The organism is Pseudophaeobacter sp. EL27 (assembly GCF_900313025.1).
In the GTDB taxonomy this organism is placed as follows: Bacteria; Pseudomonadota; Alphaproteobacteria; order Rhodobacterales; family Rhodobacteraceae; genus Pseudophaeobacter.
Window position 1 is genome coordinate 20,593 of the sequence record NZ_OMPQ01000010.1, and the last position, 21,224, is coordinate 41,816.

20 protein-coding genes and 1 riboswitch are annotated in these 21,224 nt (G+C 60.0%); of the genes, 2 read left to right on the forward strand and 18 right to left on the reverse strand.

Going from position 1 to position 21,224, the window contains the following annotated elements; all coding sequences use genetic code 11:
• Position 1: 1 nt before the first annotated feature.
• The 5 genes from ED661_RS11915 to ED661_RS11935 all read right to left on the reverse strand — a co-directional run bounded on the left by ED661_RS11915 (position 2) and on the right by ED661_RS11935 (position 6,679).
• Positions 2–631, reverse strand: a complete 630-nt coding sequence (locus ED661_RS11915) for a precorrin-8X methylmutase (protein WP_122074153.1) — start codon at positions 629–631, stop codon at positions 2–4.
• 1 nt (position 632) lies between these two features.
• The gene (cobG, locus tag ED661_RS11920; protein WP_122074154.1) at positions 633–1,805 is read right to left on the reverse strand and encodes a precorrin-3B synthase; all 1,173 of its coding nucleotides are present in this window, start codon (positions 1,803–1,805) and stop codon (positions 633–635) included.
• Complete coding sequence (gene cobN, locus ED661_RS11925) at positions 1,802–5,047, reverse strand: cobaltochelatase subunit CobN (protein WP_122074155.1); 3,246 nt, start codon at positions 5,045–5,047, stop codon at positions 1,802–1,804. Before cobN ends, cobG begins: the two co-directional genes overlap by 4 nt.
• A 160-nt stretch (positions 5,048–5,207) precedes the next feature.
• Complete coding sequence (cobW, locus tag ED661_RS11930) at positions 5,208–6,242, reverse strand: cobalamin biosynthesis protein CobW (RefSeq protein ID WP_122074156.1); 1,035 nt, start codon at positions 6,240–6,242, stop codon at positions 5,208–5,210.
• A 5-nt stretch (positions 6,243–6,247) separates the two neighbouring features.
• On the reverse strand, positions 6,248–6,679 hold the full coding sequence (locus ED661_RS11935; protein WP_371412440.1) for a DUF1636 family protein: 432 nt from the start codon (positions 6,677–6,679) through the stop codon (positions 6,248–6,250).
• A 97-nt stretch (positions 6,680–6,776) separates the two neighbouring features.
• Positions 6,777–7,013: riboswitch (cobalamin riboswitch) on the reverse strand.
• Positions 7,014–7,064: 51 nt separating this feature from the next.
• Here ED661_RS11935 and cobO point away from each other — a divergent pair.
• Positions 7,065–7,700: a cob(I)yrinic acid a,c-diamide adenosyltransferase gene (gene cobO, locus ED661_RS11940; RefSeq protein WP_122074232.1), complete on the forward strand. Its 636-nt coding sequence runs from the start codon at positions 7,065–7,067 to the stop codon at positions 7,698–7,700.
• 75 nt (positions 7,701–7,775) lie between these two features.
• Here the strand turns inward: cobO and glpD are convergent, their stop codons facing one another.
• The 13 genes from glpD to metG form a co-directional block, all read right to left on the reverse strand.
• The gene (gene glpD / locus ED661_RS11945) at positions 7,776–9,353 is read right to left on the reverse strand and encodes a glycerol-3-phosphate dehydrogenase (protein ID WP_122074157.1); all 1,578 of its coding nucleotides are present in this window, start codon (positions 9,351–9,353) and stop codon (positions 7,776–7,778) included.
• A complete protein-coding gene (locus tag ED661_RS11950) occupies positions 9,346–10,143 on the reverse strand; it encodes a DeoR/GlpR family DNA-binding transcription regulator (RefSeq protein WP_122074158.1) in 798 nt (265 codons plus the stop codon). Before ED661_RS11950 ends, glpD begins: the two co-directional genes overlap by 8 nt.
• A 132-nt stretch (positions 10,144–10,275) precedes the next feature.
• Positions 10,276–11,361 (reverse strand): DUF1513 domain-containing protein, encoded by a 1,086-nt coding sequence (locus ED661_RS11955; RefSeq protein ID WP_122074159.1) that lies wholly within the window; start codon positions 11,359–11,361, stop codon positions 10,276–10,278.
• A gap of 24 nt (positions 11,362–11,385) precedes the next feature.
• Entirely contained in the window at positions 11,386–12,381 is a 996-nt protein-coding gene (locus ED661_RS11960; protein WP_122074233.1) for an imelysin family protein, read from the reverse strand.
• Positions 12,382–12,391: 10 nt separating this feature from the next.
• The gene (locus ED661_RS11965; protein ID WP_122074160.1) at positions 12,392–13,945 is read right to left on the reverse strand and encodes a di-heme oxidoredictase family protein; all 1,554 of its coding nucleotides are present in this window, start codon (positions 13,943–13,945) and stop codon (positions 12,392–12,394) included.
• Positions 13,935–14,423: a bacterioferritin gene (gene bfr, locus ED661_RS11970; RefSeq protein ID WP_122074161.1), complete on the reverse strand. Its 489-nt coding sequence runs from the start codon at positions 14,421–14,423 to the stop codon at positions 13,935–13,937. The genes ED661_RS11965 and bfr overlap by 11 nt, the downstream gene beginning before the upstream one ends.
• Positions 14,371–14,664 carry a bacterioferritin-associated ferredoxin gene (locus ED661_RS11975; RefSeq protein WP_122074162.1) on the reverse strand — a complete coding sequence of 98 codons (294 nt, stop codon included), beginning with the start codon at positions 14,662–14,664 and terminating at the stop codon, positions 14,371–14,373. The genes bfr and ED661_RS11975 overlap by 53 nt, the downstream gene beginning before the upstream one ends.
• 231 nt (positions 14,665–14,895) lie before the next feature.
• Positions 14,896–15,912 carry a porin gene (locus ED661_RS11980; protein ID WP_122074163.1) on the reverse strand — a complete coding sequence of 339 codons (1,017 nt, stop codon included), beginning with the start codon at positions 15,910–15,912 and terminating at the stop codon, positions 14,896–14,898.
• A gap of 92 nt (positions 15,913–16,004) precedes the next feature.
• Positions 16,005–17,273 carry an imelysin family protein gene (locus ED661_RS11985; RefSeq protein WP_122074164.1) on the reverse strand — a complete coding sequence of 423 codons (1,269 nt, stop codon included), beginning with the start codon at positions 17,271–17,273 and terminating at the stop codon, positions 16,005–16,007.
• A 42-nt stretch (positions 17,274–17,315) separates the two neighbouring features.
• The gene (locus ED661_RS11990; RefSeq protein WP_122074165.1) at positions 17,316–17,795 is read right to left on the reverse strand and encodes a hypothetical protein; all 480 of its coding nucleotides are present in this window, start codon (positions 17,793–17,795) and stop codon (positions 17,316–17,318) included.
• A complete protein-coding gene (gene hemP, locus ED661_RS11995; RefSeq protein WP_122074166.1) occupies positions 17,792–17,962 on the reverse strand; it encodes a hemin uptake protein HemP in 171 nt (56 codons plus the stop codon). Before hemP ends, ED661_RS11990 begins: the two co-directional genes overlap by 4 nt.
• Positions 17,959–18,126, reverse strand: a complete 168-nt coding sequence (locus ED661_RS21955) for a hypothetical protein (protein ID WP_162930125.1) — start codon at positions 18,124–18,126, stop codon at positions 17,959–17,961. Before ED661_RS21955 ends, hemP begins: the two co-directional genes overlap by 4 nt.
• Before the next feature lie 310 nt (positions 18,127–18,436).
• Positions 18,437–20,155: a methionine--tRNA ligase gene (gene metG / locus ED661_RS12000; RefSeq protein ID WP_122074167.1), complete on the reverse strand. Its 1,719-nt coding sequence runs from the start codon at positions 20,153–20,155 to the stop codon at positions 18,437–18,439.
• Positions 20,156–20,402: 247 nt separating this feature from the next.
• Between metG and ED661_RS12005 the strand changes: the two genes are divergently transcribed.
• Positions 20,403–21,173 (forward strand): OB-fold-containig protein, encoded by a 771-nt coding sequence (locus ED661_RS12005; protein ID WP_122074168.1) that lies wholly within the window; start codon positions 20,403–20,405, stop codon positions 21,171–21,173.
• Positions 21,174–21,224: the final 51 nt, after the last annotated feature.

Genomic DNA, 21,224 nt, shown 5'->3' on the forward strand with positions numbered 1-21,224 from the left:
TTCATTCTTTCCAGGAGGCCAGCGCGTTGACGGCGGCCACGGTAATGGCGGAGCCGCCCAGGCGACCTTTGACGATCATTGAAGGCACCGGCAGATCTTCCATCAGCGCCTCTTTGGATTCCATCGCGCCGACAAAGCCAACCGGGCAACCGATGATGGCAGCAGGGCGCGGGCAGGCGGGATCTTTGAGCATGTTCAGCAGGTGAAACAGCGCCGTAGGGGCATTGCCGATCGCCACGACTGCGCCGCTCAATTTGGGGCGCCAGAGTTCCAGGGCGGCGGCGGAGCGGGTGTTGGCCATTTCCTTGGCCATCTCCGGCACTTTGGGATCGCGCAGGGTGCAGATGACCTCATTGTCTGCGGCCAGGCGCGGACGGGTGATGCCTTCGCTGACCATATGCGCGTCGCACAGGATTGGGGCCCCCTTGGCCAGGGCGGCGCGGGCGATCTCAGCCATGCCGGGAGAGAAGCGGATGTGCTCTTCCAGGCCAACCATGCCGGCGGCATGGATCATGCGGACCGCGACGCTTTCTTCGTCCTTGTTGAAGCGGGTCAGATTGGCCTCGGCGCGGATGGTGGCAAAACTCTCAGCGTAGATTGCGGCGCCGTTGGTTTCATAGGTGTGGAGCATGTCAGCAGCCCTCTGTCAGTATTTGAGGCGCGGTGCGCAGGGCGCTGGCGCTTAGGGTTTCTCTTAATGGATGATCGCTGGCTCTGCCATGGTGGATCAGATCGAATGTATCGGCGGCTGTGGCGGTCAGCGTGAGGGGCGCTGAACCCGGGTGGGCGCAGCCCTTGGCGCAGCCGGAGATGTGTAAGGTCTGGCCTTTGGGGACAAAGGGCGCCAGATCACGGGCCAGATCGCGGGTTGCAGATAGCGCCTGCAGGCAACCGGGGGCTCCGGTGCAGGCGCGCACCTGCAGGCGCGGATCTGTTGCGTCAAGGATCACACCGGGCAGGGGGGCGATGTCACGCGCCCCCTCGACCAGCAGCGCGCGCCAGGGGGTCAGGCGGAGGGGGCCGATTTTAGCCAATGCAGCAAAGGTCTTGGCGGTGATCTGGCCGAACTCCAGGCCAACAAGTTGACCGTCGGCTGTGTTTCCTAAGGCCGGCTGGGGCGCACTGGAGCTGCGCGGCGAGGAATGCGCGATAGGTGCTGCGCGGCGCGAAAGCAGCGCTTGCATCCTGCCGCGCCCCTTGGACGCGCCGCCTTGGTCCAGAAACCAGCGGGCCAGATCTATGGCCCTGTCCGCTGCTGTCTCGACCGTCACTGGAAGGCCCAGCTGCGCCCCATCCGCAACCAAAAGGATCTCGGCGCCACTGCGTTCGATCCGGATATCTGCGGCGCAGTTTTGCAGCAAGGGCGCTGCCCCTGTATCAACCACAAAGCCAAATTTCCCCGGAAGTTGCAGATCTTTTGCCGCCAGCAAGGCGCGCTCAAGCCTGCAGGCGATCTCATGGCTGAGATTGTCCTCCTGCCAAAAGGGAGTAAGGAGAATATTGCGGCGGCTTTCCGTTGCCGCGTCTTGATCCAGTAGGCCCAACGCCTTAAGGCCAGCGATTACGGCGTCATGGGTTTCGGCGGATATACCGCGCAATTGCAGATTGGCCCGGGCCGAGAGGTCAATCAGCCCATTGCCATATTGGCGCGACAAGGCTGCAATTGCCTCTGCCTGCCTCTGGCTCAACCGTCCCAGGGGCGCGCGTATGCGTACCACCAGCCCATCACCGGACATCATCGGGCGCAGAGCGCCGGGGCACCAGCCATAGATCTTGGGTGTGGCAGGCGGGGATTTGCTCGTCATGCGACTCCCTCCAGACTGGCGATGATCGAGTTGCGACGACTGGCCCAAAGCCCAGCCTCGGCCAGGGCGCGGAAACGATCGCGCATGGCCTGCAGGGCTGCCGGGTTTTCCACCTCCATAAAGCTCACCAGATCTTCACGCCCCAGGGTGGCCTCAAAATAGAGATCAAACAGATGCGCTGGCACCACCTGCGCCAGATGGGCAAAGGCCGCCATGTGATCCAGGGTGGCGGCGATTTCAGCGCCGCCTCGAAACCCATGGCGCATCATGGAACTGGCCCAATCCGGGTTGATCGCACGGGCCCGGGTGACCCGGGCGATTTCTTCCCCCAGAGAGCGCGCCTGGGGGCGATCCGGGCGGGTTGCATCCATGTGGTAGAGCGCCGGGGCGGGGGAGCCAAGCCGCGCCATGGCCGCTGCGAAGCCGGCCTCATGTGCGGCATAATCCGAGGCAACCAGCAGGTCGGTTTCTGGCAGGTCCTGCAGATGTACAAAGCTATCCGCGTTTTTTAGGCGGTTTTCCAACGCGTTGCGGGCTTCCGAGATTTCTCCCTTGGCATCGATGGCATGAGAAGAGGCGCTGAGCCAGGCCTCGCCTGCTGCGGCGCGGGAGCTGTCGCTATACGTGTCGATATGGGGTCCCATGGAGAGACCGTATTGGCCGGGTTTGGGGCCAAAGACCCGGGGGGTCTGCGCCAGATAGGGATTGTCACCCCTGCTCTCTTCGCGGGAGGCCAGAGTGGTGGCTGCGGCTTCGAACATCTGGGCGAGGCCGGGAAAGACATCGCGAAACAGGCCCGAGACCCGCAGGGTAATGTCGATGCGGGGGCGGCCCAGCATCGAAAGTGGCAGCACTTCGAAACCCGAGACCCGCTCTGAATTTTTGTCCCACTGGGGGGCAAGCCCGGCCAAATGCAATGCCATGGCAAATTCTTCCCCGGCGGTCCGCATCGTGGCAGAGCCCCAGAGATCAATCACCAACCCCTGTGGCCAGTCGCCATGGTCCTGCAGATGGCGGCGCAGCAGCTCTTCCGCCAGTTTGACCCCCTGCGCATGCGCCGCCCGCGACGGGACCGAGCGTGGATCGGTGGTAAAGAGGTTGCGCCCAGTGGGCAGCACATCCGAGCGCCCGCGAAAGGGAGATCCGGAAGGGCCGGGCGGAACCATCTTGCCAGAGAGCGCTGCAATCAACCCGGCGCGTTCCTCAACGCCGCAGTCCCCCTTGCCAAAGATATGCAGCCCCTCGCCATATTGGCTTTCCTTGATGTCGCAGACAAAGGCATCAATGCGGGTGATGGCTTCGGCGGCGGAGCTGTCAGGGGTGAGGCCCAGATCTGCCTCGACGCCGGTTCCCTGTGCCTCGGCGCGGATATCCTCCAGCAAGCGGTCACGCCGCGCCGGGTCCAGCCCATCTGCGGTGGAGTATTCGTCCAGCAGGCTTTCCAGACGGGCCATGCCTTCGGGGAGGTTGGTCTGCGCCAGCGGTGGCGGCAGATGTCCGAGGGTTACGGCTCCAATGCGCCGCTTGGCCTGGGCGGCCTCGCCGGGGTCGTTGACAATAAAGGGATAGGCGACCGGCAGGGTACCGGTCAGGGCTTCGGGCCAGCAATTGCCCGAGAGGGCTACTGCCTTGCCGGGCAGCCATTCCAGGGTTCCATGGGCACCGATATGAACCAGGGCATCGCTGTTTTTCCGCAGCCAGAGGTAGAAGGCGACATAGGCATGGCGCGGGGTGCGGTCCAGATCGTGGTAATCCTCGACACGGGACTGCACTTCGCCGCGTTCTGGTTGCAGGGCAATCAGAGCCTTGCCTGCCTCGATAGCTTTGAAATGGAAGGCACCGTCGAGCACGTCCGGATCCGTCTCGGGCTCGCCCCAGGCTGCCGTAAGATCTGCACGCAGGGGTTCGGGTAGGGTTGCCAGTGCTGCAGAATAGGCCGCAAGAGAATAGCTAAGTGTTTCTGAGCCCAGCCGTTGGCCCAGATTACCCTGTGGCGTGGCGTCATAGCCCTGCGTGGCGAGCTCGGTGAGGATTTCAGAACAAGAGGCCAGAGCGTCTAGCCCCACCGCATGGGCGAGGTTATGCGCCTTGCCGGGGTAGGTCGACAGGATCAGGCTGAGCCGTTTTTGCGCATTCGCCTGGGAGGCAAGGCGCAACCAGCCCTCGATCCGGTCAATGGTGGCCTTGATGCGATCCGGCACCGGACGATGGGCAAAGCGGGAGTATTGCAGCTCCGGGTCTTGCTTGCCCGGAGATTTGAAACTGATTACTCCAGCGAGGATGCGGCCATCCACTTCGGGCAGGACCACATGCATCGCCAGATCAGCGGGCGACAATCCGCGTGCGGCCTCCAACCAGTCCTTTTTTCGGGCGGTTGAGAGCGCCACCTGAAACACTGGACAACCAGTTGTATTCAGCGGTGAGGCGCTGCCATCGCTGCCCTGAGCCGAAAAAGCTGTGGCATTGATAAGGGCGGCAGGGGACAGGGTGGGCAGGGTCTCGCGCAACCAGGCGGCGGTCTGCTGGGATTTGAGGCTGGCGGCAAAGACGCCATAGGCGGCGTAGCCACGGTCTCGCAGCTCCGCAATCAGCGCATCCACTGGGGCGGTATCTGCCGCGGTCAGGTAGGAGCGATAGAAGCTCACCAGGACGAGCGGTTTATCGCTTTGGACAGGCGTGGGAATGACGCCTTTGTCCGGGTCGTAGAACCCATGGCCGGGCGTGGTTTTGAGGCCCAAAACTGGCCCTGCATAAAGCCCCGCCGCCAGCGCCAGCTGTGCCAAAGCGGCCTGGGCCGCCACTGCACCGCCCGCATCGCAAAGCGCCTGCAGGCGCCGTAGAGTGGACACTGGCAGGGTTGAGAGCTCATCCAGCCGCGGGTCTTCGCGCCCATCGGCTGGCAGAATTGCCAGCGCAATGCCTTTGCGTCGCGCCAGATCCTGCAGCGTGGCCAGCCCGTAGGACCAATAGCTTTCGCCGCCAATGAGGCGCACCAGAATGCCCTTGACCCCCTCCAGCGTTTGTTCCGCATAGGTGTCGACCGACAGTGGGTGTTTCAGCGCAACCAAATTGGCCAGCCGGAGGCTGGGCAGTTTTCCATCTGCACGGTGCCAACCTGCCGCAAAAGCGCCAAGGTCGCTGTCAGAAAAAGATAGCGCGACCAAATCCGCAGGGGTCTGGCCCAGATCCTGTGGGGTATCGGTTTGATCCAGCCCGTGGCTTTCGCGAAACACGACATGCATCAGAAACGACCTCGCGCAGCAGGTGTTTTTTCAGGCCCGGGGCGAATGCCCCGGATCGCGCCCGACCCGCCCACAAGGCGGGCGCGATTGCGCCCACCCCGGGACGGGAGCGATCCTTTCCGCATTGAAACTGAGCGTGTCGGGAGAGAGATCATAGGTCTTAGGCTCCCAGGTCCGCGCGGATACCGGCCGCATCGATATTGTCGTGCTCGGCAATCACCACCAGCTGGGTGCGACGTGCTGTGTCACCCCAGGGCTGATCATACTGTGCCCGCAGGCGCTCACCCACGGCCTGAACCAACATGCGCATCGGTTTTCCTTCTACCGCGACATAGCCTTTGACCCGCAGAATATTGCGGGTGCGGGCAAGTTTCACGATGGCATTTTGCAGCGCTTCCGGATCGGATACTTCGCCCATTTCGACCACAATGCTCTCAAAGTCGTCATGTTCGTGATCGTGGTGGCCATCGTGATGGCTGGGGCGGGCCTCCAGATCGTCTTCGGCAGCGGCATTCAGGCCCAGGATGATGCGCGGATCAATCACGCCTTCGCTCATCGGCAGGATGGGCAGCTGACGCGGGGCTTCAGCCTCGATCACCTTACGGGCAGCCTCCAGACCGGCCTCACCAGCCAGATCAGCCTTGGAGAGCAAGACGATATCGGCACAGGAGATCTGATCCTCAAACACTTCGGACAGGGGTGTTTCATGGTCCAGACTGTCATCGGCTTCGCGCTGGGCCTCAACAGCTGCCAAATCGGGGGCAAACTGACCCGCTGCAACCGCCTCGGCATCGGCCAGGGCGATAACACCGTCTACGGTAATGCGCGAGCGGATCGCGGGCCAGTCAAAGGCCTTCAGCAAAGGTTTGGGCAGGGCCAGGCCGGAGGTCTCAATGAGGATATGCTCGGGCTGTTCCGGCAGCGCCATTAGGGCCTCGATCGTGGGGATGAAATCATCGGCGACGGTGCAACAGATGCAGCCATTGGCCAGTTCCACGATGTTGTTTTCGGGGCAGTTCTCATCGGCACAGGATTTCAGGATGTCGCCATCAACGCCAGCGGTGCCAAATTCATTGACCAAAACGGCGAGACGTTTGCCCTGCGGGTTCTGCATCAGGTGACGGATCAGCGTGGTTTTACCCGCGCCCAGAAATCCGGTGATGACGGTGACGGGGATTTTGTTGAGGTCGCTCATGGGGATTAATCCTTGGAAGGCAGTTTGATCGGGGGAATACGGGCGATGGACTGTTTGCGAAACACCTGTGGGCGTTCGCGCCAGGGTACCAGGCCATCCGCTGTGGCGGCATAGGCGGCGGCTCCGGCGAGGATTTCGTCAACATGGGTGTCGGGGTCAAGATCGCCGTAGATATAGCTCCAGCGCTCCTCGCCGCCGGTCAAAACCATGGCGCAGCCGCGCTTGCAGGCCGAGAGGCATTCGACCCCACGCACTTTGACACCAGCAGGGAGGGTTGCCTCATCAAGGGCTGCCTTCAGCAAGGAACCGGGGCGCGTGGCCTCGGGGTCAACGCCTTCGCGTTTGCAGGTGGTACAGATCGTCAAAGTGACCTCTGCAGTATTCAGAGGGACCTCTGCAGTGTCTTGAGTGGCAATTTCCGCCATATCTTCAGCCATCAGCGCGCGTTTCCTTTATCTGCGACGGATCGGGGCTGAGCCAGCAGGGGAAGGGCAAAGGCGCACTCCCACAACCAGTCGCGAAACACCCCGTCCGCTCGTTGTCTCCTGCGTTGGCAGGTCTCCCGGCTTGCGGATTTCAACAGGCCTGGGCCTGTCTGCGTGCTCTTGCCTTCCCGGTTATGTGCAATACGCACGGCCCAGTGGCATCAGAACCCTCTCCGGTCACGGTCGCGGGGGCGGCTGTGCTTGAGACCCTAACCTACAGGAGGTTTGAGCTGTCACATTCCCTCTTCGCCTGCAATTTGCAGGAACCAACAAAAACCCCTTGCGCTATTGGGGGCTTCCTTGTCAAGAGTTGGGCAAACAAGCAGGAGTGACCCCCGTGAGTGAGAAGTCCGAAACCGGCGTTTCAGAAGAGGAAGCGGCACGTCACGCCTCCAAGATGGCCAAGAAAAAGGCCGCCCGTGATCGCATGATGAAAACCAAAGACGGTGAAAAGGGGCTGATCATCGTCCACACCGGCCCCGGCAAGGGGAAATCCAGTTCGGGATTCGGTATGATCATGCGCTGTATTGCCCATGGTATGCCCTCGGCTGTGGTGCAGTTCATCAAGGGCGCCTGGCGGACCGGCGAGCGCACTTTGATCGAAGAAAACTTCAGTGATCTGTGCCAGTTCTACGCCATGGGTGAGGGCTTTACCTGGGAGACCCAGGACAAGGCGCGCGATATTGCGGCGGCGCAAAAGGGCTGGGAAAAGGCCAAAGAGATGATCCGCGATGAGCGCAATACCATGGTGCTGCTGGATGAGATCAATATCGCGCTGCGCTATGACTACATCGATCTGCAGGAGGTGCTGGAATTTCTGGTGGAAGAAAAGCCAGCCATGACTCATGTGGTGCTGACCGGGCGCAATGCCAAGGAAGAGCTGATCGAGATTGCCGATCTGGTCACCGAAATGGGCCAGATCAAGCATCCCTTCCGCGCTGGCGTAAAGGCACAAAAAGGCGTGGAGTTTTAGGCGATAAACCCCATCCCCGGTCGATAGGCCGGGGAGCGCCCGCCCCTCCCCAGGGGAGGGCGCTCCCCTAAGGAGTTAGGCTTCTAGCGGTTGTGGGTTTCCCTGAATATAGGCATCTACGGCTGCGCGCTGGGCGTTATCCAGTCGCAGATTGAGCTTGGTGCGGCGCAGCAGGAAATCCTCACCCGTGCGCACCCACTCGTTTTGGATCACCCAGTCCAGCTCTTGCGCGGTGATTGTCGCACCAAAATCCTGCCCGAGATCTTCGGGTGCTTTTGCCTCTGCCAAAACCTCCCAGGCCTCCAGACCATAGGCCCGGATCAGGCGGCGGCTCGCATAGGGCGACAAGAAGGGGTAGTCGCTGGCCAGTTTGTCTGTCAGCCGCGCCACATCCGCGACTGGGAAATCGCCGCCGGGCATCGCAACACCGGCGGTCCAATTGCCGGGCACTCCGGGCAAGGCCTCACCGATTTTGGCCAGCGCGGCCTCTGCCAATTTGCGGTAGGTGGTGATCTTGCCGCCAAAAACATTGAGCAGTGGCGCTTGGGTTTGGTCCAGTGTCAGCACATATTCACGGGTCGCTGCGGTGGCTGAGCTGGCACCATCATCATAGAGCGGGCGCACCCCGGAATAGGTCCAGAGGATATCAGCCCGGCTGAGCGGTTTTTCAAAGTAGTTCGAGGCAAAATCAATCAGGTAATCCTGCTCTTGTGGCGTGCATTGCGGCGCTGTCTGCGGGTCGGGGTGATCCGCATCGGTGGTGCCGATCAGGGTGAAATCTTCCTCATAGGGGATGGCAAAGATAATGCGTCCATCCTCGCCTTGGAAAAAGTAGCAGCGCCCGTGGTCAAAGAGCTTTGGCACCACGATATGGCTGCCGCGCACCAGACGTACGGTCTCGCGGCTGTTTTGTCCCAGTGTCTGACGCAGCAGATCCGCAACCCAGGGGCCGCCCGCATTGACCAGCATCTTGGCGTGGTGCTCAGTGGTTTCACCCTTGCTGTGATCCTTGACGGTGATCACCCAATGATCGGCCATACGCTGGGCGCTCAGAACTTCGGTCCGGGTCATGATCTGTGCGCCACGCGCCTGTGCATCGCGGGCGTTCAGGACCACCAAACGGGCGTCTTCGACCCAGCAATCGGAGTACTCAAACGCTTTTTTGAATTTTGACTTCAGCGGCTGGCCGGCAATATCTGTGGTCAGATCGACGGTGCTGGTGCCCGGCAGAATGCCACGTTTGCCTAGGGAATCGTAGAGAAACAGTCCCAAACGGATGAGCCAGGCAGGGCGGCGGCCCTTCATCCAGGGCATGAACATGGTCAGCAGTTTTGAGGTCGGCGTGGTATTGTCAAAGCGCATATCCTTATGAAAGGGCAGCACAAAGCGCATCGGCCAGGAAATATGCGGCATCGCCTGTAGCAGCACTTCGCGTTCAATCAGCGCCTCACGCACCAGGCGGAACTCAAAATACTCAAGATAACGCAAGCCGCCGTGAAACAGTTTGGTTGAGGCCGAAGAGGTCGCCGAGGCCAGATCATTCATCTCGGCCAGGGTGACAGAGAGGCCGCGCCCGGCGGCGTCTCGGGCGATGCCGCAGCCATTGATGCCGCCGCCAATGATAAAGAGATCGGTGATTTTGGGATTAGCCATTTTCGCGACTTTCGTTTTTTGAGCTGCCCGCCTCTGCGCACAGAATGCGGGTGCTAGCGGCTTTAGCGGCCTCAAGGAATGGGGCAGGGGGAGGCTGATTGGTAATGACCACATCCAGATCCGACAGATCACAGATCCGCACCGGGGCGGATCGGGCAAATTTGCTGCCATCACAGAGCAGAATTTTGGTGCGGGCATTTTTCAGGATGGCGCGGGCGACCGAGACTTCGCGGGCATCATGATCCAGCACGGCACCGTCTTCATCCAGTGCCGAAGCGCCGATAATGGCGTAATCCACCTTGTAGCGAGAGATGAATTCAACGGCATCTTCGCCAATGATCGCTCCATCGCTTTGTCGGACGGTGCCCCCAACCAGGATGAGTTCCTTTGTTTCGCCACCCATCATTAGGTTTATAATATTGATGTTGTTTGATAAAATTGTGAGTCCGCGGTGGTTTTCCAGGGCGCGGGCGGCCTGTTCTGTTGAGGTGCCAATATTGATCGCCAGAGAGCAATTGTCGGGGATGACCTCCGCCAGCAGTGCAGCCATGGCCTGTTTGGCGTTGGCGTTGTGCTTGCGCCGGTCGGCATAGGCGCGGTTGGCAGCGGAGCTGACCCGCACCGCGCCGCCATGTACGCGCGACAGCGCCCCGCGCGCAGAAAGATCCCGCAGGTCGGTGCGGATTGTTTGCAGCGATACGCCAAAGCGCGCGGCGAGGTCCTCGACCTCCAGCCGCTCTTGGCTGTTCAGCAGGTTCAGGATCTTGTCGTGACGACTCGCGGCGTCCATGGGCTTTCCTTTTTAGAGGATGCCTACCGGAATGACCGAGGTTTGTCATTACAAGTTTTCGTTTAGCTTGCGAGTTTAGTGTTTTCGAAAGGGATTGTGCGCGTTTTTCTCTTTTAGGACGCGTGCCGCCCCTCAGGTCAGCGGGACAAGGTGGTTGTCCCAGGCCAGGTTGTGGTGTCGCAGTTGCTTTGCAGTGTCCCCGGTTAGGGTCATGATCTGACCCAGGCCGGTGCTGGCGATCAATCCCGTGCTGGCGGTAGCAAGCCCGCAGACATCAGTGAGTGGGTGTTCTTGGATGATCTTGCCACTGTGGGTTTCCATCACCTGCACCAATCCGCCTCTGGGGGAGGTGACGGCGATGGCCTGATCATCGGGACTGAAGGCGACAGAGCCACCATAGCCGCGCAGATTGCGAAGGCGGGGGTCCCCTTCGGCCAGCAGTTGCGGTGGTGTGCCTGGCTGATAGAGCCCCAAAATGGGCAGATCTGCGCCCGGATCCCCCTGCCACTGCATGGCAAACCCCAGGGTGCCTGTTGACGATAGCGCCAGGTGGCGGATCGAATTCAGGTGCAGTTCGGGGTCCAACTCCATCACATCCAGAACCTGTCCCTCCAGGGAAAGCAGGCTGAGGTTCGGGCGCATCTGTGGCAGGTTCAATTTGGCGCGACCGCTGTCGGGATGGGTCTCGATGCCGCCATTGGCAATAGCAAGTTGTGGCATGCCCTGCGTGTGACGTAACACCATGTCATGGGGGCCAATGCCACCAGAGCCAAAGCTACCAATGCGGCGATAGCCCCGGGTAACCTGCCAAACGCCGACAATGCCGCGCCCATTTTCATAGTCGTTTTCGGTGGTGAACAGGCGGGTGCCATCCGGGGAGAACACCCCATGGCCGTAGAAGTGATGCCCCAGCGGTGGCTCAAGTCGGGCAAGATGTGCGCCGTCCCGGCAATCTATGACATCGGCAAATCGCCCGGGACGGCGGGCAAAGGCGACGGCCTCGGGACGTAAGGGGTGGGCTGCGGCGGCATGGCCACGGCTGGGTAGCGGGCAGGTGAAGCGGATGGCCCCGGTCTCGGAGAGGCCTGCCAGCAGGAAGTGGCCATCGGACTGTCTGGCCGCAGCCAGAAAGGCGGGCCCGCCAAGATCTGCCCAGCTGGGGGCTGGGGCCAGACCCGTGGCCAAAAGCCCGGCGAGAAAACCGCGTCGCGAGGTCATGTTTTGTCCTTTTCTGCGGGATTGTTAATCGCCGTCCAGCGAGTTGAAGCCCGCCAGAACCCCTAATGAGGGGCCCAGATCGCTTTCGATCAGGGCCCGCAGGTCGTTGACCTCTTGCTGGAGCGCCTCGATGCGGAAGCGTTTGGCAGGATCGGCAACCCCTTCGAGTCTTGGGTCCTCCAGCCGCTGGGCGCGTAGAATTGGCTTTTGAAAGGCGGCGTCCAGCTGTTCCATGAGGTCTTGATTGCCCTCGGCCAACGCAATGGCCAGCGGATGCAGCGCTTGCAATGCAAGGGTGATATGGTGCTGGCTACGGCCAGAGCGCCAGGCCTCGGCGCGTTTGGGACGTGGTTTGTCAAAGCTGCCAAGGGGGCGGCCCAAGCGCATATCCGCCAGCATTTGCAGACCTGTGTTCAGGGATTTGTAGAGCTCCTGTTTGACTTCGGTCTTGTTTTGATACCGTCCCGAAGCCATGCGCATCTGATCAGCGTAGGAGCCCTGCCAGTCTTGATGGATCGCCGCAGCATTTGCCGCGATGTCCTGGGCCATGGCGGTGGTCAGGGCACAGCGGTAGGCATGAGGCTCCGCGCTGGCGAAATGCCCATCGTAATACATGAATTCAAGCGCATAAAAGCCGCGCCCGGCAATGGAGGACTGGGCAAAACCTTCGGGGGTCAGCAGGTCTGGGTCGGCTTCGCGCAGGTGTTTTGCCAGGGTTTTAGGCGTCTTGCCGCGACTGTCGGGCCAAAAGACCAGGGCAAAGGCGCGGTTGTCGGTCTCGGTGGGGCCAAACCGCAGATGGCTGACCCGGATCCAATCGTCAAAGGCCTGACCATAGGCGTCTCGCAACGGGGTAGCGCCGGGGCGGCAGATGGTTCCGGCGACCTCGGCCAGATCCTGGCTGCTCTCAGCCAGGGCCTGCATCGCAGGCAGGATCTGATCGTCAAGAATTTCATCAACCATATCGGCCTGCAGGTTGGTGGCGGTAAGGCTGAGCACAGAGGCCAGCGTGAGGAGCATATGTTTCAAATCAGAGGCTTTCCAGAAAACGAATGAGGGCAGCGCGGTCCTTTGGCGCCAACGTGATCACTTGGTCACGGGCGGCTTTTGCTTCGCCGCCATGCCATAGGATGGCCTCCAGCAGGCTGCGGGCGCGACCATCGTGCAGATAGGTGGCCTTTGGGTTCACCTGTTTGGTCAGCCCTATCCCCCAGAGCGGTGGGGTGCGCCACTCCTGCCCAGTTGCGCGGCCTTCGGGGCGATTGTCGGCGAGGCCCGGCCCCATGTCATGCAGCAGCAGGTCGCTATAGGGCCAGATCAGCTGAAAGCTGTTCTCGGGCCGGTCCACCAGGCGCTGGGTGACAAATTTGGGGGTATGGCAGCTGGTGCAGCCAAGGGAGTAGAAGAGTTCTTTGCCACGCAGCACCTCCGGGTTGTCCGTGTCGCGGCGGGCGGGCACAGCCAGATTGCGGCTGTAGAAGGTGACCAGATCCATATTGGCCTGATCAATCTCACGGCCGCGGATGTCACCATCACCATGGGGCGCAGCCCGGCAAGCCTCCTGAGCGGCGGTGCAATCGCCTGCAGGGTTGGGAAACAGCGGCGTTGAGATGCCGATATCGCCTGAAAATGCAGCAGCAGACTGTTGATGCACCGTTGGCATGCCAGCCTTGTAGCCAAAACGCCCCAACATGATCTGATCATGCTCGGGTGACCAGGTGAGATTGGCGCGGCCCGAGATGCCATCGCCGTCACGGTCGGCCTCATCGAGATTGGCAAGGATATCAGCGGTTGAGATCGCCTCAAGCAAGCCAAGGCCGATCATAGGTGGTGCGAGGCGCGGCGACAGCATGGCGTCGGGGTGGAGCGGGCCATAGCCGAGCTGTTCGGCCCTGTAGCTTGGGGCGCGCAACGTGATGATTTCACCGTCTGAGAGGGTAATGGGCAGGGGGCTATAGCTGACCTGGAAACGGTATTCCGGGGCGATGCCGGGGGGCGAGAAATCCTGAAGCTGCCCACCATAGTTGGGATCAGGCGCGGTGGCGATGTAGTCGGTCACCGCTTTCAGGTTCTGCGGTGTCTCGCCGGGAATGGAGATGCGCAGGAACATCGCCGCAGAGCGATAGTCGGGGCCATCTGGGACGGAACCGCGCCCATCCTTGATGTGACAGCGCTGGCAGCTGCGCGCATTGTACAGCGGACCCAGACCATCAGAGGCCAGAGTAGAGGCCGGAGAGAAGACCCAGATCTTTTTGAACAAGCCATTGCCGAGTTTGAATTCCAGCTCCTGCTCAAAGGAGAGATTGGCACTGTGCTGAGAGAAGGCTTCGTCATCACTGCGCGCCCGGACAGTGGCACTGCCGGCGGGGTTTTCCTCAAACATTTCGGGGGCGGTGAAATCCTGGGTCGCGGCGGTGACAGAGGCAATGCGGGCCTGTTCTGTGGTGCTGCGGGGCAGGGTGTTGAGGTGGGGATCACCAAGTGACAGAGCCGAAAGATCAGTGGGCTGTAGCGGCTTTGGGTCAAGGGCAGAGGCAGGGGAGGCTGCCGCAAACGCGGCAGCCAGAAAGATGTTACTCTTCAACCGCTTCCATTTTGGTGGCGTTGAGTTGTGCATAGTTTTCGGCACCAATTCGGTCGTGGAGGTCAAGCTGAGTTTCAAGAAAGTCGATATGACCTTCTTCGTCGGCCATCAGGGTTTCAAACAGCTTCATGGTGACGTAATCGCCCGCCTCGCTGCAAACCTCGCGGGCTTCTTTGTAGAGTGCGCGGGCGCTCTCTTCGGCGGCAAGATCACATTCCAGGGTTTCTTTGGGAGTTTGGCCAATCCGCAGCGGGTCCAGTTTTTGCAGGTTGGGATGGCCGCCGAGGAACAGAATGCGCTCAATCAGATCATCCGCGTGCTGCATCTCTTCGATGCTCTCTTCGCGGCTTTTCTTGGCCATGCTGCCCAGACCCCAGTCGTCCTGCAGACGATAATGGAGCCAGTACTGGCTGACGGCGGTCAGCTCATGACGCAGCGCTTTGTTGAGATAGTCGATGACTTTGGGGTCGCCCTTCATAGGTGCTCTCCTGAGTTGTTTTGCGGCGTAGGTTCTGCAGTCCTGCCGGAACTTTCATCTTATCATTGCTGCGCATGGTGTCGAGAAAGAGCGGCATACAGCCACCGCAATCCGCAGCCTTGCCAAGGGCGTGATAGATCTTTCCAGGGGTGATAATCGTCTCCGAGTCGGCATTCCGCATCCAATCGATGGCAGCGTGAATGTCATGATCTGAGATCTGGGTACAGTGGCATATGATCATGCGAAGGGTCCCTAGAGTGGCCAAAGCCCATAGTTTGTTGGGCTGATCGCAATATCTGACAAAAAGAATAGGGATACAAGTTCAAAAACTTATTGTTTTTATCGGATAAGCAAGTCTTGGCCTGGCAAACAAAAAGGACCGCAGAATCTGCGGCCCTTTTCGGGTTAGAAAGAAATGCTGTCAGACCCGAGGGAAGGCGTATCTGACAGAGTCACTTGCCTAAATTTCGGCTTAGCCACCCAGAGGGATGATGAGGTTCAGCCCAACAATGGTGTCTTTGACGCCACCATCATCCTGGCGCGCCAGGGCGCCGCCCAGGGTCATGCCATTCTGGAACTCATATTCGGCTGCGATCGAGTGCAGATCTGTCTCGCCCGAGGCATCCAGGTCGCGCTGCGACAGGGTGCCAGAGAGGGTCAGGTTGCCAATGGCATAGGCCGCGTTCAGGGTCACAAAGGTCGCGTCATCTGCGCCGCCGCCAAAGTTGCTAAAGCTCGCAACTTCGCCAAAGAGGTCGAGACCGCTGTCAAAGGAATGGCCAAGACCGGCAACAAAGCCCTGCTCATCACCCACGTCGCCAATGCTGGCGCTCAGGTGACGCGCACCAATGTGGAAACGGGTATTGTCCACCTCATGGGCCCATTGAATGGCAAAGCTGTCGAGCTTGCCGGTGTTGCCGGCGCCACCGGTATTGGAGCGGTTGCGACCACGGTCTTCGCCCCAGGAGCGACTCAGCGAGGTGTCATCAGCAAAGAACACACCAAAGGAAAGGGTGCCGGCGCCGTTTAGCTCGACGTCAGCCAGGATGCCCAGCTGTTCGGTCAGCTCATAGTCTTCGGCCAGCGTGCCGCCAAAGAAGCCAGCTGTATCATCCCAGGCAGAACCAAAGGCAGGCGCCAGTTTACCAACAGTGACGGTGGTGCTTTCGCCAATGCCAAAGCTAAAGCCGAGTTCTTCAACATAGAGACCCATGTCTTTGAAGGTGCGGTCAACGGTTGTGTCCGTGACGCTCTCGCCGGTCAGGGTCGCAAAGATCTCGACGCCATTGCCAAAGGTGTAGGTGCCGGTGGCGGTGATGATGGCATAGGTGTTGCGGATTTCATTGGCCGCATTGTCGGAGGAGACAACCTGCTCGTTGCCGATTTCGATTTCGCCTTCCCAAGCGAAACCCTGCTCGGCAAAGGCCGCGTTTGCGCACAGCAGTACAGGCGCGCCGAAAGCCAGCGCGGCAGAGGTCTTGATGGTCATGTGATCTTTTCTTTCCGATGTAGAGACCCGGCTGCAGGTATCAGCCAGGCTCTCAAGTGTTCTTTGTGTTATGTTATTACCTTGCGAAGGTCTTATTCGAAGACTGCCGCAGGATTGTCAAGACTGTCGGATCCTTCAATTTCCAGAGCGTCAAGGTCCAGCAGTTTAACGACGCGTTCGATGGACTGGGTCTGGTCGACCAAACCGTTTACACCGCCCATGATGAGGGCTTCGCCTGCTGTGTTTCCTGCCTCGAGCATCTGGTCATAAGACATGCCTGCTTCAGCGGTTAGTTTAATTCTACCAAGGGCTTGCATGGTGTTGGAAAGCTTCGAGCGCATTTCGATATCCAGGGCGGGATCACTGGCAACAACCAAATCCGACAGGGAGGGGCCGGAAACGAGCGCGCCGTTTGCACGGATGTATTCGCCCAAATAGACGTTTTGTACGCCTAAACCGTCATAGTAATGGCTGTTATGGGTGTTGTCGGAGAAACAGTCGTGCTCTTCTTCCGGATCATTCAGCATCAGGCCGAGGCGCATGCGCTCACCAGCTTGTTCGCCATAGGACAGCGAGCCCATTCCAGTCAGCATCGCCGAGATACCAGCGGCCTCATCAGCCAGCAGTGTGCTACGGGCTTCGCCGGCTTCAGCCCATTGGGCAGCCATCCACTCGAGATCAGTGACCAGCAGATCGGTGGCGGCTTTCAGGTATTCGCCACGACGGTCACAGTTGTCATTGCTGCAGGCCTCACCAGCAGCATAATCGGTCCAGGACCGGGTGCCGGCGCCATGATCGGTGCCGTTCAGATCCTGGCCCCAGAGCAGGAATTCAACCGCATGATAACCGGTGGCCACATTGGCCTCGACCCCATCTGCTTCGTGCAGGGTCTCTGACAGCAATGCGGGGGTGATTGCGCTGGTGTCGATGGATTTGCCCGAGAGGTCAAAGGTGGGGTTGGCGATCACATTCAGCGCTGCCAGGGTGTTTTCGTCGCTGGGGCCACCGTAGGAGGCATCCACATAGTCAATCAGCCCTTCGTCCAGCGGCCAGGCGTTCACTTTGCCTTCCCAGTCATCAACGATGGCATTGCCAAAGCGGAAGACTTCGGACTGCTGATAGGGCACGCGTGCGGCCAGCCAGGCGTCCTTGGCGGTTTGCAGGGCTTCAGCAGATGGCGTGGCAATCAAGGCCTCCACTGCGGCTTGCAGGGTCTTGGCCGTGATCAGGCTGTCCTGGTACTTTGCCTCGGCGATATTGGCGTAGTTGGTCAGAACGGCGGCTTTGTCTGCGGCCAGAACCGGTGTGGCGGCAAGTGCAAAACCTGCCAGGGCTGAACCAGTAAGAAACAGAGATTTCATCTGTGAAGTCCTTGATAAAGTGGGGTTATTGATTGCGATTGTTCAGTGTAGAGTGGCGGTGCCGGGGCGATAGCTGCGTCGTGGTGTGACGCCGCCGGTCATATGTTGCAGCAACAGGCCGGTCTGGGCAGCCAGACTGCTGAGCGCCTGGGCCTGTTTGGGGGAGACAATCAGCGAGGCGAGGAGTTCGGCATCACTCGCTTCGCCTTCGGTAGCCGCTGCGACCAAGTTGGCAAAACAGTTTTCATCCGCACCGAGGCAAGAGCAGGTCATGCCATGGCGCACCAGCGGGCGACGCCCATGGGTGACGCAGAAATCGCAGAGCTGGCCAAAACTTTCAAAGGCACTGTCTGCAAGGCCCGGCTCCAGAGTGCCGCAAAAGGCCTGATGCAGCTCGGCGCGGGCTTCCGCACCGCTGAACCAATGGCGCAAATAGCGCACTGCCCCGGCTTCCAGCGGGGGCAGATCAGTCAACAGGCCAACGGAGGCGCCGCCGCGCAGTGGGGTGTTGCGCGCGGTCATTTTGTCAGGATCAGCTTTCCGGCGCGGGTGATGCGCAGGCTATAGATCTGGCCATTGAGCAGGATGCGGGCCTGAATGCCGCCACGTGTGAGATCTTCGGCGTGATAAGTTGGGAAAACTTCGGGGGAGGCGGTGGTTGCCACCGGTTCGGATGTCATCTGGTTCATGTGGGTCGCCCATTGTTGAATTCCGCCTTGTCCAAAAGCCATTCCAGACAGAGTCCGGTGAGGGATCCGCTGGGGGCAAAAACCGGGACCCAAAGCGCGTCGCGCTCTATCGCCTGTTCTGGGCGGGACTGGGCCGTAAAGGTCTGTGGGGCTTTGATCGACATGGTGGCGATTTCTATTTGAGAGATGCGGGTCAGGGCTGGCCTGTCGAGTCAGGTTGGCTGCGGGCTTTATACCTGATTATTTTAATCAGAAAACCCTTTCTGACTATTTTTGTCAGAAAATTATACTTCGCGATACATGATTTTTGCTTGGAGGCCGCGCCAGTCCAGCGTTGCGCTCCGAGCGATAAGGGGTGGGGCGGCCTATTGGTGATGTTGCCAGATAGAAAAGCCCGCCTTTAAAAAAGGCGGGCTTTGCAGGTCTTGGCACGCTTGGGCGCGCCGGATTGGTTCTTGGGGCAGGGGGCGTGATTTAGTCGCGGGTGCCAGCGAAACGGGCCTGCCATTCCTCGCTTTGCTCGTCAGTGATTTTGCCAAAGAGATTATCAGGTACGGTGAACGCATGCCCAACTGGCAGCGCGGAGAGGGCAGCTTCGACGTCTGTGGGCCAGCTGTTGTCGTCGCAGTTCAGCGCCTGCATCAAGACACTAGAGGCATTGGGAATGAAAGGCGCGCTCAGCACGGCATAGAGACGGATCAGGTTGAGGCCGAGGCGCACCTGGGTTGCGGCCAGCTGGGGGTCGGTCTTGAAGGTGGACCAGGGAGCGGTGCTTTGCAGGTATTCGTTGCCGGCAACCCAAATCGCGCGCAGTTCCTGCGCGGATTTACGCACCTCCATGTTTTCCATGTGCTGCTCATAGGCGCGAACGCGACTGGTGAGATCGGCGATCAGCGCCTGCTCCGGTGCGCCGTAGGGGGAGGATTCGGGAACTTCTTCGCCAAATTTGGAACGGCAGAATTTGGTGATGCGGCTGACAAAATTGCCCAGAACATCGGCCAGATCCTTGTTCACGGATTGCTGGAATTGATCCCAGGTGAATTCGGAATCTGAGCTTTCGGGCGCATGGCTGAGCAGCCACCAGCGCCAGTAATCAGCGGGCAGGATTTCCAGCGCCTGATCCATGAAGATGCCGCGGCCCTGGCTGGTGGAGAACTGACCGCCGTCATAGTTCAGGTAGTTGAAGCTCTTGAGGTGATCGACCAGTTTCCAGGGCTCGCCCGAGCCCAGGATCGTGGCGGGGAAAGACAGGGTGTGGAAAGGCACATTGTCCTTGCCCATGAACTGAACATATTTGACATCTTCGGCGCCCATGTCGGTGCGCCACCAGCGCTGCCAATCGGCATCCGTCTTGCCATTGGCCTCGGCCCATTCGCCCGCCGCAGCGATATATTCGATGGGGGCGTCGAACCAGACGTAGAAGACCTTGCCCTCCATACCGGGCCAGTCCTCGGTGCCCTTTTTGACTGGGATGCCCCAGTCCAGATCACGAGTGATGCCACGATCCTGCAAACCATCGCCGTCATGCAGCCATTTTTTGGCAATCGAGGTGGTCAGTACGGGCCAGTCGGCTTTGCTGTTGATCCAGGCGTCCAGCTGATCTTTCATCTGGGACTGACACAGGAACAGGTGTTTGGTTGCACGGACCTCCAGATCGGTAGAGCCAGAAATCGCCGAGCGTGGATTGATCAGATCGGTGGGGTCCAGCTGCTTGGTGCATTCCTCGCACTGGTCGCCGCGGGCCTTTTCAAAGCCGCAGTTGGGGCAAGTACCTTCGACATAGCGGTCCGGCAGGAAGCGGCCATCGGCATGGGAATAGATCTGGCTGTCGTCCACTTCGCGGATCAGGCCCGCTTCGGCCAGCTTGCCGGCAAAATGTTGGGTCAGCGCATGGTTCTGTGGGCTGGAGGAGCGGCCAAAGTGATCAAAGCTGAGGCCAAAGCCGTTGGCGATATCGGCCTGAACCTCGTGCATTTCGGCGCAGAATTCATCGACGGGCTTGCCAGCCTTGGCAGCGGCGAGTTCTGCCGGTGTACCGTGCTCATCGGTGGCACAGAGAAACAGCACTTCGTTTCCAGTGGCGCGCTGGAACCGGGCATAAAGATCGGCCGGAAGCTGGCTGCCCACCAGGTTTCCGAGGTGTTTGATCCCGTTGATATAGGGAATTGCCGAAGTGATCAGAACGCGTGCCATGCCATCCACCCATGAATTAAGTCAGGGGCTCGTCTACCCCATGCAGGGCGACACGAAAACCCCGGCTGAGCCTTTCCCGGGATTTTTGGGAGCAAAGCCAGCTTTGCCTTGCGTTGCGCTTCGCTCTGGCGCACCTATAACGGGAAATCATTTCCCAATGCCTTGAAATATCACAGGCGCGTGACCAAGTTATCTGCATACCGTTGCATACTGTTTGCCCATTTTGACCCGAGGATCTTGCCCATAGATGTTTGACTACCTGTTTGACCCAGATTTCCTGCCCTTCACCTTTGCGCTGGCGCTGTTGTTTGGCCTGGCGGGATTGGAGCTGGCGGCATTGCTGATCGGGGCGAGCTTTCTGGGCAGTGGGGATTCAGATGCGGATCTGGGCGGGGTTGACGGTATCGATGGCCCCGACGCGCCGGATCTGGGCGATATCGGTGGCGATCTCTCTATAGATGCCGATGCCCTGAGCGATTTTGGAGATCTGGGCGATCTGGACCTTGCGGATATCGACGGCATGGATCTTACCGAAGGCGCGGCGACGGTAGAGGCCTCTGGTGGGGTGAGCAGCTGGTTGGGGATTGGCAAAATGCCGATGCTGATCTGGCTGGCGACCTTGCTGCTGGGCTTTGGTCTGAGCGGTGTCGGGCTTCAGTTGGGGGTGAAGTCGCTTATTGGCTCTGCCCTGTCCCCCTGGGTGATCGGGGTGCCCGCCGGTGCCTTTGGCATTTGGCTTGCGCGCAGCTTTGGTTCCGTTTTTGCGCGTCTGCTGCCGCAGGTGGAGACCGAAGCCCTGTCTGAGCGCAGTCTGGGCCGCCGTCGCGGCGTGATCACCCAAGGCACAGCGGCCAAGGGGCGCCCAGCCGAAGTGCGGGTCACGGATCGCTACGGCAATACCCACTACCTGCGCGCTGAACCCTTTGCCCAGGGCGAGGAAATCACGCAGGGCACCGAAGTTCTGGTGATCCGGGACAGGCGGCAAGACGCCTATGTCCTGATCCCGCTGTCGGAATGAGACCCAGCGCCACCATGGGGCTGCTGACACAAAGGCAGGTTTGAAATGGCC